This window comes from Salinispora tropica CNB-440, assembly GCF_000016425.1.
Classification (GTDB): Bacteria; Actinomycetota; Actinomycetes; order Mycobacteriales; family Micromonosporaceae; genus Micromonospora; species Micromonospora tropica.
Genome location: NC_009380.1, coordinates 3,401,850 through 3,415,670, shown reverse-complemented (window position 1 = coordinate 3,415,670; position 13,821 = coordinate 3,401,850). Strand labels below are relative to the sequence as shown.

General features: G+C 68.6%; 14 protein-coding genes. 7 read left to right on the top strand and 7 right to left on the bottom strand.

Annotated elements, in window-relative coordinates; all coding sequences use genetic code 11:
- Window positions 1-69: 69 nt before the first annotated feature.
- Complete coding sequence (locus tag STROP_RS14955; protein ID WP_012014201.1) at window positions 70-654, bottom strand: hypothetical protein; 585 nt, start codon at window positions 652-654, stop codon at window positions 70-72.
- A 602-nt stretch (window positions 655-1,256) separates the two neighbouring features.
- Between STROP_RS14955 and STROP_RS14950 the strand changes: the two genes are divergently transcribed.
- From STROP_RS14950 to STROP_RS14925, 6 genes are all read left to right on the top strand, one after another.
- Window positions 1,257-2,216: a MurR/RpiR family transcriptional regulator gene (locus tag STROP_RS14950; RefSeq protein WP_012014200.1), complete on the top strand. Its 960-nt coding sequence runs from the start codon at window positions 1,257-1,259 to the stop codon at window positions 2,214-2,216.
- A 99-nt stretch (window positions 2,217-2,315) separates the two neighbouring features.
- Window positions 2,316-3,719: an N-acetylglucosamine/diacetylchitobiose ABC transporter substrate-binding protein gene (ngcE, locus tag STROP_RS14945; RefSeq protein ID WP_012014199.1), complete on the top strand. Its 1,404-nt coding sequence runs from the start codon at window positions 2,316-2,318 to the stop codon at window positions 3,717-3,719.
- A gap of 23 nt (window positions 3,720-3,742) precedes the next feature.
- Window positions 3,743-4,684, top strand: a complete 942-nt coding sequence (locus STROP_RS14940; protein ID WP_012014198.1) for a carbohydrate ABC transporter permease — start codon at window positions 3,743-3,745, stop codon at window positions 4,682-4,684.
- A gap of 12 nt (window positions 4,685-4,696) precedes the next feature.
- Window positions 4,697-5,656, top strand: a complete 960-nt coding sequence (locus STROP_RS14935) for a carbohydrate ABC transporter permease (protein ID WP_012014197.1) — start codon at window positions 4,697-4,699, stop codon at window positions 5,654-5,656.
- Window positions 5,657-5,682: 26 nt separating this feature from the next.
- Window positions 5,683-7,461 (top strand): bifunctional 3'-5' exonuclease/DNA polymerase, encoded by a 1,779-nt coding sequence (locus tag STROP_RS14930; RefSeq protein WP_012014196.1) that lies wholly within the window; start codon window positions 5,683-5,685, stop codon window positions 7,459-7,461.
- A 210-nt stretch (window positions 7,462-7,671) separates the two neighbouring features.
- Window positions 7,672-8,265: a nucleotidyltransferase family protein gene (locus STROP_RS14925; RefSeq protein WP_012014195.1), complete on the top strand. Its 594-nt coding sequence runs from the start codon at window positions 7,672-7,674 to the stop codon at window positions 8,263-8,265.
- Here the strand turns inward: STROP_RS14925 and STROP_RS14920 are convergent, their stop codons facing one another.
- Both STROP_RS14920 and STROP_RS14915 read right to left on the bottom strand, forming a co-directional pair.
- Window positions 8,266-9,159, bottom strand: coding sequence for an amidohydrolase family protein (locus STROP_RS14920; protein ID WP_012014194.1), 894 nt, complete (start codon window positions 9,157-9,159; stop codon window positions 8,266-8,268).
- A gap of 5 nt (window positions 9,160-9,164) precedes the next feature.
- Complete coding sequence (locus STROP_RS14915) at window positions 9,165-9,974, bottom strand: metal-dependent hydrolase (RefSeq protein WP_012014193.1); 810 nt, start codon at window positions 9,972-9,974, stop codon at window positions 9,165-9,167.
- Between the two features lie 217 nt (window positions 9,975-10,191).
- Here STROP_RS14915 and STROP_RS14910 point away from each other — a divergent pair, with 217 nt between their 5' ends.
- Complete coding sequence (locus STROP_RS14910) at window positions 10,192-10,893, top strand: HAD family hydrolase (protein ID WP_012014192.1); 702 nt, start codon at window positions 10,192-10,194, stop codon at window positions 10,891-10,893.
- Window positions 10,894-10,904: 11 nt separating this feature from the next.
- Here the strand turns inward: STROP_RS14910 and STROP_RS14905 are convergent, their stop codons facing one another.
- The 4 genes from STROP_RS14905 to STROP_RS14890 form a co-directional block, all read right to left on the bottom strand.
- A complete protein-coding gene (locus STROP_RS14905; RefSeq protein WP_012014191.1) occupies window positions 10,905-11,174 on the bottom strand; it encodes a hypothetical protein in 270 nt (89 codons plus the stop codon).
- A 46-nt stretch (window positions 11,175-11,220) separates the two neighbouring features.
- Window positions 11,221-11,652 (bottom strand): RusA family crossover junction endodeoxyribonuclease, encoded by a 432-nt coding sequence (locus tag STROP_RS14900; RefSeq protein WP_012014190.1) that lies wholly within the window; start codon window positions 11,650-11,652, stop codon window positions 11,221-11,223.
- 192 nt (window positions 11,653-11,844) lie between these two features.
- Window positions 11,845-12,753 carry a haloalkane dehalogenase gene (locus STROP_RS14895; RefSeq protein ID WP_012014189.1) on the bottom strand — a complete coding sequence of 303 codons (909 nt, stop codon included), beginning with the start codon at window positions 12,751-12,753 and terminating at the stop codon, window positions 11,845-11,847.
- Window positions 12,754-12,808: 55 nt separating this feature from the next.
- Entirely contained in the window at window positions 12,809-13,810 is a 1,002-nt protein-coding gene (locus STROP_RS14890) for a 2-hydroxyacid dehydrogenase (protein ID WP_012014188.1), read from the bottom strand.
- Window positions 13,811-13,821: the final 11 nt, after the last annotated feature.

Below are 13,821 nucleotides of genomic sequence, written 5' to 3'. Positions count from 1 at the left end.
AGTTGTCGGCCGGCACCCGTGTCGGGTGCCGGCCAACATACTGGTTCGTATCGGTTGTGGTGTGGTGGGTCAGCTGGTCCAGTGTTCGGCCACGAGGTCGGCGGCCTGGGTCTCCCACTGGGCGTAGTGGAACGGGTACGCCGACACCTGTACCGTCTGGGCGGCCTCGGTCAACGGCATCTCCTGCCAACCGTCAACCTGCTTGAGCCCGTTGAGGAAGGCGGTGGTGGAGTAGGCGGGGTCGGTGATCTGCTCGACCGTGCCCCAGCCGGAGGAGGGGCGCTGCTGGAACAGGCCCTGCGAGTCGTGGTCGTTGCGGTCACCCAGGTGACCCAGGTTCTCCAGCTTCGACTCCTGCAAACTGGTCGCGATCGCCACGACGGCGGCCCGCTCGTCCATCCCGGCGGCCTTCGTGGCCTCAATGATGGCCTTGACGTTCGACACCTGCTCGTCACCGAGAGTGATGCGTGACTGCTTGCCCTGGGTGCCGTGCGGGATCAGGGTGTCCAGGTCCGGCTTCGCGACCTGCACCGCCGCGGCCGAAGCCGAGGCCGGGGTGCTGTCGGTGTAGGTGGCCAGGGGGCCGGCGACGACACCGGTGGACAGGGCCAGACCAGCGATACCCAGGACGCTACGACGCAGAATCGTGTTCATCAGGTGTGCTCCATTCGGGGGTCGACACCCACACACATCCCGAAAAGGGGGTCGGGAGCGGGGTGCAAGCACCGTCCGGCGCTCAACAGAACAGGGAAAAGTCGGCGACCGCGGGTCTCACGGGGACGCGCACGGCGCCGGGTCCAGATGTAACGACCGGCCGGCCACCATCATTCCCGGCGGCCCGCACCCGCCGGGGCGGGGCGCTTCCTCGGTCGTACGCAGGGTGTAACGCCCCGACGCCCGCCGAGATTCCACCACCACCGTGCCCCCGACCACACCCCATCCAGGCATATACCAGACATCGTCTGTCTGAGGTCTAGAACAGGTCAGTGTCGGCGCGGGGTTGCCGACTCCCGGAAAGATGATCATGCCGGGTCGGTGCGTTCCGGAGGGCCTGTCGGCCCGGTGGGTCGAACGTGGGGTTGCCTCCGGGTGTGCTTCCGCCCTGGTCAGTGTGGGTTGACGGGCGCTTCCCGCCGCCTCGGCGGTGGTTGGTGTTCAACATAACGTTTTGAAAACTTCATCCATGGTCTTGACACGGCGGGGGGGTTAGTAAGAACTTTTACCAACAGTAAACCTTCTTTGCGGAAAGAGTCTCGATGGTTGATCACGAGGTGGACACCACCGCGGAGACCGCGGTGGCCGACGCCGACGGGTTCGACCGCGGCGTCCGCGCAGAGGCGGCCGACGGCGTCCTGGCTCGGGTCCGGGCCGGGGCGGGCGACCTGACCGGGGCCCTGCGCCGGGTCGCTGAGCACGTGCTCAGCGACCCGGAGGCCGCCACCCGCGCCACCATCGTCGAGCTGGCCGAGGGCAGTGGCACCTCCCCGGCCACCATCACCCGCTTCTGCCGGGCGATGGGCTTCGAGGGGTATGCGGACCTGCGGCTCGGCATCGCCGCCGAGAGCGGTCGGGCCCGTCTGGCCGGGTGGACCGTCGATATCGGCCGCGAGATTCAGCCCGGCGATCCGCTGCGCCGGGTGCTCGACCAGATCATCGCCGCCGACACCCGCGCAATGCACGACACCGCCGCCCTGCTCGACCTCGCCGCGGTGGAGCGAGCCGCCGCGGCGATCGCCGGCGCAGGCCGGGTGAACATCTTCGGCGTCAGCGGCAGCGCCCTGGTCGGCGAGGAGATGCAAATCATGCTCCACCGCATCGGAGTCGCCGCCTGGGCCTGGAACGACGTGCACGAAGGGCTCGCCTCGGCGGCCCTGTTGCGCAGCGGCGACGTCGCCCTCGGTGTCTCGCACAGCGGCCGGACTCGGGAGACCATCGAGATGCTGGCGGAGGCCGGTAGTCGGGGGGCGACCACCGTCGCAGTCACCGGCTTCTCCCGCTCGCCGCTCGCCGAGCTGGCGGACATCGCGCTGTTCACCGCCAGCGGGGCCACCACCTTTCGCCCGGACGCGCTGTCCGCCCGGCATCCCCAGCTGGTCGTGCTCGACCTGCTCTACATCGCCGTCGCACAGCGCATCCATGACCGGGCCCACGCAGCCCTGCGGCGTACCGCCCAGGCCGTTGAGGGGCACAAGGCGGCGAAGGAGGCCAACCCATGACCAGCGCACACGCCGAGGCGGTCCCGCTGACCACCGAGGTCGTACGACGGATTCATTAGCCCGCAGTGGTACCCCCGATCTACCGCTAAGGAGATTCGCATGTCCGCTACCCCCGATCTCAACCGCCGGAGCCTGCTGCGTCGCGCCGCCGCCGCGGGTCTGCTGACCCTCCCGGCCGCCGGCCTGCTCAGCGCCTGCGCCGGCAGCGAGCCAGCCCAGGACGACAACTCCGGTGCCGCGAAGACCAAGGACAACCCGTTCGGTGTCCAGGACGGCAGCTCCGTCAAGGTGGTCATCTTCAACGGCGGGCTGGGCGACCAGTGGGCCAAGGAGGACGAGGCCGTCTTCAAGGCCAGGCATCCGAGCGTCACGGTCAACATGTCCTCGACCCAGAAGATCAAGACCGAAGAGCAGCCGAAGATGGCGACCCAGCCCAGCGACGTCGTCATGAACTCCGGCGCCGACAGTATGGACATCAGCACCCTGGTCAACGAGGGCGCGATCGAGCCGCTGGAGGACCTGCTCGCCGCCCCGGCGTGGGACAGCGAGGGCACGGTGGCGGACACCCTGCTGCCGGGGACCGTCAACGACGGCACCTTCCAGGGCAAGTTCTACGTGGTGAACATCGCGTACACGGTCTGGGGTAACTGGTACAACGCCGCCCTCTTCGACAAGGAGGGCTGGCAGCCGCCGAAGACCTTCGACGAGTTCTTCGCCCTCGCGCCGAAGATCAAGGCGAAGGGCATGGCCCCGTACGTCTACGACGCGGTGCACGGCTACTACCCGCGGTGGGCGCTGATGGCGACGATCTGGAAGTCCGCCGGCAAGCAGGCCGTGATCGACATCGACAACCTCAAGGAGAACGCCTGGAAGGCTGACGGGGTGCTACCGGCCCTCGAGGCGTGGGAGAAGCTGGTCAAGGACAAGCTGCTGCTCCCCGGCCAGCTGGACCACACCCAGTCGCAGCAGGCGTGGCTCGACGGCAAGGCCGCTTTCATCCAGGTCGGCACCTGGCTCAAGAACGAGATGGCGGAGACCATCCCCCCGGGCTTCGAGATGACGCTGTCGGACTACTGGAGCCTGGGGGCGGGCGACAAGGCACCGAACGACGTCTACGCCGGTGCGGGCGAGAACATCGTCGTGCCCTCGAAGGCGCCGAACAAGGCCGCTGCCAAGGAGTTCCTGCGGGCGGTGCTCTCCAAGGAGGGCTCGGCGAAGTTCGCTGAGCTGACCAAATCCCTCGCCTCCACCAAGGGCTCCGGGGACAACGTCGAGGACTCGGCGCTGGCCAGCGCGAACGAGCTGATGCGCAACGCACCACAGGATCTCGTCTCGTTCAAGTTCTGGAACTTCTACGCCGACCTGGACAAGGAGAGCCAGAACCTCTCCGCCGAGCTGATGGCCGGCCGGATGACCGCCCAGCAGTTCGTCGACGGTATGCAGGGCGCCGCTGACAAGGTCGCCAAGGACTCGTCGATCAAGAAGCAGACCCGCTCCGCCTGAGCCGAACGGAGGCAGTGAGTCCCATGCGGCATGGCGTCGCGCGTTTTGTCACCGGCTTTCTGGCCCTGCCGGTCGCGCTCTACCTCTTCTACGTGGTCTGGCCCTTCGTCCAGGCCGCTGGTTACTCGTTGACCGACTGGGGCGGCTACTCCGACCGGCAGCAGTTCGTCGGGCTGGACAACTACGTCCGGCTGTTCTCCGACGAGCTGATCAGGAAGGCTTTCTGGCACAACGTCTTCTTCCTGGTCACCCTGCCGCTGTTCACGATCGCGCTGGCCCTGTTCCTCGCGTTCCTGCTCAACGTGGGCGGTCGCGAGGACAGGGCCGGCATCCGGGGTGTCCTCGGCTCCGGTCTTTACAAGATTATTTTCTTTTTCCCGCAGGTGCTCTCCCTGGTCGTCGTCGCCGTCATGTGGCAGCAGATCTACCGGGCCGACGGGCAGGGCCTGATCAACGGTGTGTTGATGAAGGTCGGGCTGGTTGACCCGGACAACCCGATCGCGTTCACCAACGACCCGGAGCCCTTTCTCGGTGTCCCCGCGGTGCTCTGGTGGCTGCTGTTGATCGCGGTCTGGAGCGGCGCCGGGTTCTACATGGTGCTCTTCTCGGCGGCGATGCAGTCGATTCCGAAGGACGTCTTCGAGGCGGCCATCCTCGACGGTGCCGGTCGGTTCCACACGTTCTTCCGGATCACGCTACCGCTGCTGCGGGACACCGTCTCGGTCGCCTGGATCTATCTGGGCTTCATCGCTCTGGACATGTACGCCCTGGTCTTCGTGATGACACCCAGCCAGGGTGGCCCGAACCACGCCAGCGAGATCTTCGCGTCGGTGCTCAACTTCACCGCCTTCCAGAAGGGCCAGTTCGGCTACGCCTGCGCGATGGGTGTGGCATTGGCGATCTTCGCGCTTCTCCTGGCCGCGGCGCAGCTGAAAATCACCCGCCGCGAGCGGATTGAGTACTGAGGAGAGTCGACGATGAGTACGGTGACCCACGACCCCGGTCCCGTCGGGCCGGATCTCGTTCCGCCGGCCCGCACCACGTCGGCCCGCCGCAACGGAGCCGGCGGCCGGCGGCCCGGCGCGAAGGTCTTCAACGGCTTCTCCCACCTGTTCCTGCTGGTCTGGGCGATCATGGTCGTCTACCCGCTGATCTGGGTGGTCATGTCGGCGTTGAAGAGCGACGCGGAGGTTATTCGGCAGCCGTTGTCGCTGGTCCCGGAGACTCTGCGCTGGGAAAACTTCGGCCGGGCCTGGACCGAGGGGCAACTCGGCGACTTCTTCCTCAACACCGTGCTGGTGCTGGCGGGTAGCGTCACGCTGACCATGCTGTTCGGCTCGATGGCCGCGTACGTGTTGGCGCGTTACGAGTTTCCCGGCAACCGACTGATCTACTACATGTTCCTGTCCGGCCTCACGCTGCCGATCTACCTCGCCGCCGTCCCGCTGTTCAAGGGCGTCTACAACACCGGGGTGTTCTTTCCGCCACTCGGGCCGAACAAGCACCTGATGCTGATCCTGGTGTACGCGGCGTGGTCGCTGGCGTTCACGGTCTTCTTCATGCACTCCTTCTTCCGGACCCTGCCGAACGCGATCGCCGAGGCGGGCCTGGTCGACGGGGCCTCACACACCCGGCTGTTCTTCAGCGTGATGCTGCCGATGGCGAAGCCCGGCCTGATCAGCATTGGTATCTTCAACGTGCTCGGTCAGTGGAACCAGTGGTATCTGCCGACGCTGCTGATGCAGTCCGTGGCTGGCGAGCCGAAGAATCAGGTCATCGCCCAGGGTCTGATCGATCTGTCGGTCAATCAGGGGTACAAGTCCGACTGGTCCGGCCTCTTCGCCGGGGTCACCATGGCGATGTTGCCGGTGTTGATCGTGTACATCGTCTTCCAGCGCCAGGTGCAGTCGGGTCTGACCGCTGGCGTCGGCAAGTAGCCCGTCGACAGCCGGGCGCTCCGGCGATGTCGTACCGGGAGGGCAGGATCGCCATCATGGCGGCGGTGATGGCGGTGGTGGCGGGTGGGGACCATCGACTCGCCGCTGCTCCGGTGGCGGGCACCGGCGTCGGCGGGGGCGTTCTGCAACCGCTCGACGCTGCCGGCGCGCCGATCGGGCCGCCAGAACAGGTCACCGACCTGGCTGTCGCGGTGGCCGATCGCGAGCGAAGGGAGCGCCCCCGCTGGGTCTGGGCGTCCGGCGCGGCGCTCTACCCCGTGTTGCTGCGGGCCGGGGTCCGGGTTGCCCGTTGTCACGACATCGAGCTGACCGAGGCGTTGCTGCTCGGTCACGCGGGCCGCGGGGGCGAGCCGCGCTCCTTCGCCGCCGCCTGGGCGCGGCTCACCGGCGCGCCGGTGCCGACCGATCCACCGCCGCGGTTGGCCGAGCCCCCGGGCCACGGCCAGGGCGCGCTCTTCGAGTCGCCCCCGGCGTCATTGGGTCCCGGCATCACCGCCCTGACCCGGGTCTACGCTGACCAGCTCGCTCGGATCGCCGCCACCGAGCATCCGGGCCGATTCCGCCTGTTGGTCGCGGCCGAGTCAGCGGGGGCGCTGATCGCCGTCGAGCTGGGGTCGGCGGGGCTGCCGTGGCGGGTGGACGTGCACGACGCCCTCCTCGGTGAGCTGCTCGGTGGCCCCTCACCGGTGGGCGGCCCGCCGCATCGGCTGGCGGAGCTGGCCGCCCGGATCGCTGCCGCCTTCGACGTTCCGCAGCTGCACGTCGATTCGCCGCTGGAGCTGGTGCGGGCGTTCGCCCGGGCGGGGGTGGAGGTGCCGAACACCCGGTCCTGGGTGCTGCGCGGCGTTGACCACCCCGCGGCGCCGCTGGTTCTGGAGTACAAGGAGCTCTACCGGATCTGGACGGCGCACGGCTGGGCCTGGCAGGAAGCCTGGGTGCGGGATGGTCGGTTCCGCCCGGAGTACGTACCCGCCGGCGTGGTCTCCGGCCGGTGGGCGACCCGAGGTGGTGGGGCGCTACAGATCCCGAAGGTGATCCGACGGGCGGTGGTGGCGGACCCGGGTTGGACGTTTGTGGTCGCCGACGCGGGGCAGCTCGAACCGCGGATCCTGGCGGCGGTCTCCGGCGACACTCGCCTCGCCGCCGCGGCCCGGGCGGGCGACCTGTACGCCGCTCTGGCCGACGACGCGTTCGGCGGGGACCGGGCGCGGGCCAAGGTGGCGCTACTCGGCGCCATGTACGGGCAGACCGGCGGTTCGGCGGCACCGGCGCTGGAGGTGCTGCGGCGGAACTATCCGGCGGCCTTCGGCTACGTGGAGACGGCCGCGCGCAGCGGGGAGGCCGGAGAGCTCGTTCGCTCCTGGCTCGGCCGCACCTGCCCACCCGGCTCGGTCGACCGTGTCGGGGAGGACACGGTTCCGGCGGGGGGCGAGGAGGGTCCGTCGGCGCGGGCTCGAGCGCGCGGCCGGTTCACCCGTAACTTCGTCATCCAGGCCACCGCCGCCGAGTGGGCCGCGACGCTGCTGGCCACGCTCCGGGGGGAGTTGGCCGGTAGCGACGCCGAGCTGGTCGGTAGCGACGTGGGGCTGGCCGGTAGCGACGCCGAGCTGGTCTTCTTTCAGCACGACGAGGTGATTGTGCACTGTCGCACCGAGCGGGCCGCGGCGGTGGCCGCGGCGGTGACCCGGTGTGGGGAGCGGGCGAGCGCGCTGCTTTTCGGTCGGACGTCGGTGCGTTTCCCGCTCGATCTCTCCACCGTTGAGTGCTACGCCGACGCGTTCTGAGCTGCTGCATGCCCCGCGCACGGTGGGACGACGGAGCTTTGGGTGATGCGCTTTATCCAACCTTTGTCCCGGATGGTCGTAATATCCGATTCATGCCCGGAACCTGAACGCCGACTGCTCGTTGGGTCCGTTGTGCGTCCCGGACCGGGCAGGTGTCCTGCCCGGTCCGTTACCTAGACGGAGGTGGCACCGCTGAACCGGACCGCAGGAATGATCATCGCCGCGGGTGGTGGGCGCCGGATCGGTGGCCCCGAGGCGCTGCTGTGCCAGGGCGAGAGACCACTCGTCTGTACGATGATCGACACGATGGCGGCGGCGGGCTGCGAGCAGATCGTAGTCGTCCTCGGAGCCGCCGCCGACCAGGTACAGGAAACCGCTGACCTCACCCGGGCCACCGTCGTGGTGAACCGAGCCTGGGGAACCGGGGTGGGTTCCTCCATCAAGGCCGGCCTTGCGGCCATCGACGACGACGCCGTCGAGGCGGTGGTTGTCGTTCCGGTGGACATGCCGGGCCTGACCGCCGGGGCGGTCCAGCGGGTCGCCGCGCTGCCGTACCCGGACGTGCTGGTCTGCGCCACCTACGGCGGACTGCGCGGCTACCCGATGCTCTTCGGCCGCCGGCACTGGTCCGGCATCGCCACGCTGGCCAGCGCGGATGTCGGTGCCCGTCCGTACCTGCTGGCGCACAAGGATCAGATCGTCGACATCTCCTGTGACACCGTCGCCGACGGCAGTCGGGTCGACAGCCCGGAGTTGATGGCCCTGTACGGGTTAACCGTCCCACCGCAGCGGGTCGGCGCGTAGTCAACCCGGCAGATCAAACAGCTCGGCGGCGTTGGTCCAGCACACCGCCCGCAACCAGGCGTCGCCCAGGTCGAGTCGGGCCAACGCGGTGAGCTGCTCGGCGTACGCGTAGGGCAGGTTGGGGAAGTCGCTGCCGTGCAGCACCTTGCCGGCCAGGCCCAGCTCGCGTAGCCGGGGCAGCTCCGCGGTGGGGAAGGGCACGGCCTGGTCGAAGAACGGGGTGAAGGCCATGGTGGTGTCCAGCCGCACGTTCTCGTACCGGTCGGCGAGGTCGAGGAAGGCCGTGTAGTCCGGTGCGCCGAGGTGCGCCACCACCGCGGCGAGCCGCGGGTGCTGGGCGAGCAGGGCGGCGAAGGGGCCGGGGCCGGTGTGGGCGGTGCCGGCCGGCGCGTGTCCGGCGTGCACCACCACCGGCACCCCCGCGTCGGCGAGCAGTCCCCACACCGGGTCGAGCAGCGAGTCGGTCGGTGCGAACCCGCCGACCTGCACGTGCACCTTGAACACTCGGGCTCCGGCGGTGAGCGCCTCGGTGACGTACTGGGGTGCCGCCGGCTCGGGGAAGAACGTGGCCGAGGGGAGGCAGTCCGGGTTCGCGCGGGCGAAGTCGAGGGTCCAGGAGTTCAGGTCGGCGGCCATCGCGGGGCGGTGCGCGTACGCCAGCGCACTGAACGCCCGTACGCCCATCCGGCGCAGGTGCGCCAGCCGCTCCGCGTCACTCCACCGGTAGCGGATGGGCCAGGTGGTGCCGAGGAGCGGACCGGCCGCGTCGAAGTACGCCCACACCCGACGCAGCAGCCGGGGCGGGAGGAAGTGCACGTGCACGTCGGCGAGGCCGGGCAGACCGAGCCCCTGCCAGAACGCCGGGACGTCGGCGTCGTCGGCGGCGACCGGCACGGCCCTCAGCCCTCGACGTTGAAGCGGCTGAGAAGGTGCGGGGCGACCAGCCCGACGGCGGAGAGCACCGCGACGACGGTGAGCGCGGTCCGGACGAAGACCACCTCGGTCCTGCCACCCGCGCGGAGCGCGATCGAATCCGGCAGGCTGATCATCCGCCACATCCGACGCTTGATCGGGATCGGCCAGAGGATTGGTACCCCGGCCCGAGTGATCATGTCACCGAGGATGTGGACGAAGCAGCCGACGCCGACAGCCAGCCCGATCATCGGATAGCCACGGTCCCCCGGCAGGGTGGCGAAGGTGAACCACGCCGCGGCGAGCGAGGCGAGGGTCACCACGAGCCAGCCGGCGCGCTCGGCCCACTCGTCGAAGAGGCCGCGCAGCGCGAGACCGAACATGAAGAAGAGGATGCCGATCACCGCCCACTTGCCGTACGCGGCGCAGAGCGCGGTGGTACCCCAGCCGATTAGCACGGTGAAAGGAATGGTGTGGGTCAGGGTGCGGTGCCCGTTGGTGCGACGCGGGTCGCGACTCAACTTCGTCGCGTAGTAGACGCCGAGCGACACCTTTTCCGTCACCTCGGCGACGAAGAGGGAGAAGACACCGAAGGTGCGGGCGACCGTGGCGCCACCCTGGTTGCGGGTGACCTTGCCGGAGAGGTCGAGGTCGGGAAGGAGCGCACCCCCCGCGCAGACCGCGGTGCCGACGGCGAGTGCGAGCGGCGACTGCTCGTAGCCGGCGAAGTGGTCCAGCGCCCAGGAGCCGGCCAGCCACACCGCCGCGCCGGACAGCGCGTGCGACGGTCCCATCATGCCCGCTCACCCTCCCCGGATCGTGGACGCCCAGAAGCTACGTCACTGTAGTCCAGTGGGGTTACCGCACAGGAACGTACCCGATCTCCGAAAGGGACGGTAGGACCCGGCGGAGCTCGGGTCCTACCGCTGCCTTCCTCGGCGGGGTGGTGAGAAATCAGGTGACCGGGTCGGTGGTGGCCGCTACGGTGGCGCCGACTGTTGACGGGAGGGCGACATGGCAGGTGTACGTCGACGCGGCCAGGTGCTGATCTTCGATGCCGACGACACGCTCTGGGAGAACAACATTGTGTTCGAGCGGGTCATTGAGGACTTTCTGACCTGGGTGGCGCACCCAACCCTGGAGCGCACCGAGATCCGTACGATCCTCGACGACATCGAGCGGGCCAACGCAGTCGTGCACGGCTACGGCAGCAAGGTCTTTCTGCACAGTCTCGGGGAGTGCTTCGAGCGGTTGTGGGAGCGGCCGGCCACGGACGCCGAGCGGCGGGGAATCGAAGAACTGGCCGTCGCCCTGGTCGAGCACCGGGTGGAGCTGATGCCGGGGGTCGCTGAGGCGTTGGACGAGTTGGCCGGCCGGCACGAGCTGTTCCTGCTCACCAAGGGCGACCGGGAGGAGCAGCAGCGAAAGCTGGACGCCTCGGACCTGCTGCACCACTTCCGGGCCGCGCACATCGTGCCGGAGAAGGACGTGACCACCTACCGGTGGTTGGCCAACGAGCACGACTTCGCACCGTCGCGTGCGTGGATGATCGGGAACTCGCCGAAGTCAGACATTCTGCCTGCCCGTGCGGCGGGGATGAACGCCGTCTACGTCCCGAACGAGAACACCTGGGTTCTGGAGCACGACGCGCTGGACCACGACGACGCGGCGGTGCTGCGTCTCGCCGCCTTCCCCGACCTGCTACGTCACTTCTGATATGAGTGCGCTCACACATCTGTGCCGCGGACGATAGCCACCGCCACCCGACAGAACTCGTCCATGTCGGGCTGGAATCCGGCCGCGATGTCCGGGTGTAGACCGGCGCGGGTCTCGTCCAGCAGCTGCTGGCAGACCTGCTCGACCGGCTCGCCGGCGTAGCTCTCCCGGACCCGGTCGGTGGCGGCCTGAAGCGCCGATGTCAGCTGCTCCTCCAGCGGGCCGCGCAGCTTCTCCTGCACAGCGTCGTGAGGCTCCAGCGTGACGTGTGGCTCAGACATCGGCGCTCCCTTCCTCGGCGACCGGGTACCCCGCCATCGGCGTCGGTCAAACTGCGGCCGGCATGGCGGCGACCCGCACCTCGTACGAGTAGTCCTCCGCCGGCTCCTCCCGGTACGTCATCGTTCTAATCTGCCGGTCATCGTCGTAGAGTGCGACGTCCACCAGGACGCCGAGGTGGGCCAGACCGATGCTGGCCACCCGCTTCTTGTCCTGGAGCACGGCACACACCCCGCCGAGTAGCGTGCTGGCGTCGGAGGTTCGGTGTCCCGGTGGGCAGCGCAGCACGAGGTCCACTTCGATCGGCCCGGACAGCGGGGTCCATCCGGTGCGCTGAGCCGCCTCACAGGCTGCCTGAAGTAGGGCGCGGACCCTCGTCGCCTGCCGGTGTCCGGCAGCGAAGATGGACAGCGCCTCGGTCTTGACCGGTGGCAGGCCGCTCACCTTGACGGTCAGGGCGACAGTGCGGGTGTCCTGCACAACGGCACCTCCTTGTTGCGGACGATCCTGCCCAATCAGCGACGTAGCGGTGAGGGTTCACCGGGAAACCGACCGATCGGGCGGGCAGGGTTGGCCGAGGCGTGTCGACATCGCTGGCGAACGCGCAGGTAAGGCTAGCCCACTTGGTGCGCTCTGGGTAACTGTTCGCTCACTCGCTGGGATGTTATCCGGCTACGGCATGGTCGCGGCGGTAGACCGGACGAACTCCGCGATCACCTTGCCGAGCTGCTCTCCCGCGTCCTCCTGGAGAAAGTGCCCGGCTCCCTCGATCACCGGATGGTCGAATCCGGCAGCACCCGGCACGGTACGGCGCAGTACCGGTGCCATCGCCCCGGTGATCGGATCCTGGTCGCTGAACGCCACCAGGAACGGACGCTCCCAACGGGAGAGTTCGGCCCAGGCGGCGCGGTTGGCGGTGCTGGCTGGATCGTCCGGTGCAGTCGGTACCAGGGTGGGCATTGCACGGACGCCGGCGAGATAGGACTGGTCCGGGAACGGCGCATCGTAGGCCGCCAGCACCGCCTCGGTCAGCTCGTTCTGGCAGCCCGACTGCACCAGGCGGGACACCGTCAGCTCGGGCGCTGCCTCGACCATCCGACGGAACTGCCACCAGAGCTCTGGCATCGCCTGGTCGCCGGTGGGCAGCCCGGTGTTGGCGGCCACCACCCGGGCGAAGCGGTCCGGGTGCTCGGCGACCAGGCGGAGTCCGATCAGGCCGCCCCAGTCCTGCCCGACCAGCGTCACTCCGGTCAGGCCCAGCTTGTCGAAGGCGAAGCTGCGGATCCACTCGACGTGTCGGGCGTAGCTGTGCGCGCTGCGCTCGGCCGGCTTGTCGGAACGGCCGAAGCCGATAAGATCCGGTGCGATGGCCCGCAGCCCGGCGTCGGCGAGGACCGGGATGACCTTCCGATACAGGAATGACCAGCTGGGCTCGCCGTGTAACAGCAGTACCGGTTCCCCATCGGCGGGGCCGGCCGTGACGTAGGCCATTCGTAGGCCGTCCAGGTCGACATAGTGGGGCTCGTAGGGAAAGTCAGGCAGGTTGGTGAACCGGCCGTCCGGAGTACGCAGTGCAGACATGGCAGTCAATATCGCACAGCACGCGCCGGTGCGCGGTGCCGCTACCTGGCCGCGCTCAGCAAACCCGGGCCGACTGGGGGACGGCGTTTGGCCCCTCCCGCTCGATGGTGGTCAGGCTGTCGATCGTGGTGGCGGCGATGTTGCGCATCGCTTCTTCGGTAAAGAATGCCTGGTGACCGGTGATCAGCACATTGGGGAACGTGTTGAGCCGGGAGAAGTCGTCGTCATCGAGGACTCGGTCGGAGAGGTCCTCGAAGAACAGGTCGGTCTCCTCCTCGTACACGTCCAGACCGAGATAGCCGATCTGGCCGTTCTTGAGCCCGTCGATCACCGCTCGCGTGTCCACCAGCGCCCCGCGGCTGGTATTGATCAGCATGACGCCCCTGCGCATCTGGGCGATCCGGTCGGGGTTGATCAGGTGCTCGGTGTCCGGGGTCAGCGGGCAGTGCAGGGTGATCACGTCCGACTCGCTCAGTAGGCGCTGCAGCGGCACGTACTCAATCCCGGCCGCGGTCACCGCGTCGTCCGGGTAGGGGTCACTGGCGATGACCCGGCAGCCGAACCCAGACAGGATGCGGGCCACACAGAACCCGATCTTCCCGGTGCCGACGACGCCGACGGTCCGGCCGTGCAGGTCGAAGCCGAGCAGCCCGGTGAGCGCGAAGTTGTGCTCCCGAACCCGGTTGTAGGCCCGGTAGACCTTGCGGTTGAGGGCGAGCATCAGGGCGACCGTGTGCTCGGCCACGGCGTACGGTGAGTACTCCGGCACCCGGACGACGGTGAGGCCGAGCCGGCGGGCGGTGGCCAGGTCGACGTGGTTGAAACCGGCGGAGCGAAGTGCGATCAAGCGGACGCCATCCGCGGCCAGTCGCTCCAGTACCTCGGTCCCGAGGTCGTCGTTGACGAACGCGCAGACCGCCGCCGCGCCGCTGGCGAGCTTGGCGGTCTGCGGGGTCAGCCGGGGCTCGAGGAATTCCAGTTCGTGACCGTCCATGGAGTTGGCCGCCGACAAGAACTCCCGGTCGTATGGCTTTGTGCTAAACACCGATACGCGCATGTGGAACCTCC

Excerpts from the sequence above, each read along its gene's own strand:
- STROP_RS14950 (WP_012014200.1), top strand. The coding sequence starts at position 1,257 with ATGGTTGATCACGAGGTGGACACCACCGCGGAGACCGCGGTGGCCGAC.
- STROP_RS14930 (WP_012014196.1), top strand. The coding sequence starts at position 5,683 with ATGTCGTACCGGGAGGGCAGGATCGCCATCATGGCGGCGGTGATGGCG.
- STROP_RS14955 (WP_012014201.1), bottom strand. The coding sequence starts at position 654 with ATGAACACGATTCTGCGTCGTAGCGTCCTGGGTATCGCTGGTCTGGCC.
- STROP_RS14940 (WP_012014198.1), top strand. The coding sequence starts at position 3,743 with ATGCGGCATGGCGTCGCGCGTTTTGTCACCGGCTTTCTGGCCCTGCCG.
- ngcE (WP_012014199.1), top strand. The coding sequence starts at position 2,316 with ATGTCCGCTACCCCCGATCTCAACCGCCGGAGCCTGCTGCGTCGCGCC.
- STROP_RS14905 (WP_012014191.1), bottom strand. The coding sequence starts at position 11,174 with ATGTCTGAGCCACACGTCACGCTGGAGCCTCACGACGCTGTGCAGGAG.
- STROP_RS14915 (WP_012014193.1), bottom strand. The coding sequence starts at position 9,974 with ATGATGGGACCGTCGCACGCGCTGTCCGGCGCGGCGGTGTGGCTGGCC.
- STROP_RS14910 (WP_012014192.1), top strand. The coding sequence starts at position 10,192 with ATGGCAGGTGTACGTCGACGCGGCCAGGTGCTGATCTTCGATGCCGAC.
- STROP_RS14895 (WP_012014189.1), bottom strand. The coding sequence starts at position 12,753 with ATGTCTGCACTGCGTACTCCGGACGGCCGGTTCACCAACCTGCCTGAC.
- STROP_RS14935 (WP_012014197.1), top strand. The coding sequence starts at position 4,697 with ATGAGTACGGTGACCCACGACCCCGGTCCCGTCGGGCCGGATCTCGTT.
- STROP_RS14925 (WP_012014195.1), top strand. The coding sequence starts at position 7,672 with ATGATCATCGCCGCGGGTGGTGGGCGCCGGATCGGTGGCCCCGAGGCG.
- STROP_RS14890 (WP_012014188.1), bottom strand. The coding sequence starts at position 13,810 with ATGCGCGTATCGGTGTTTAGCACAAAGCCATACGACCGGGAGTTCTTG.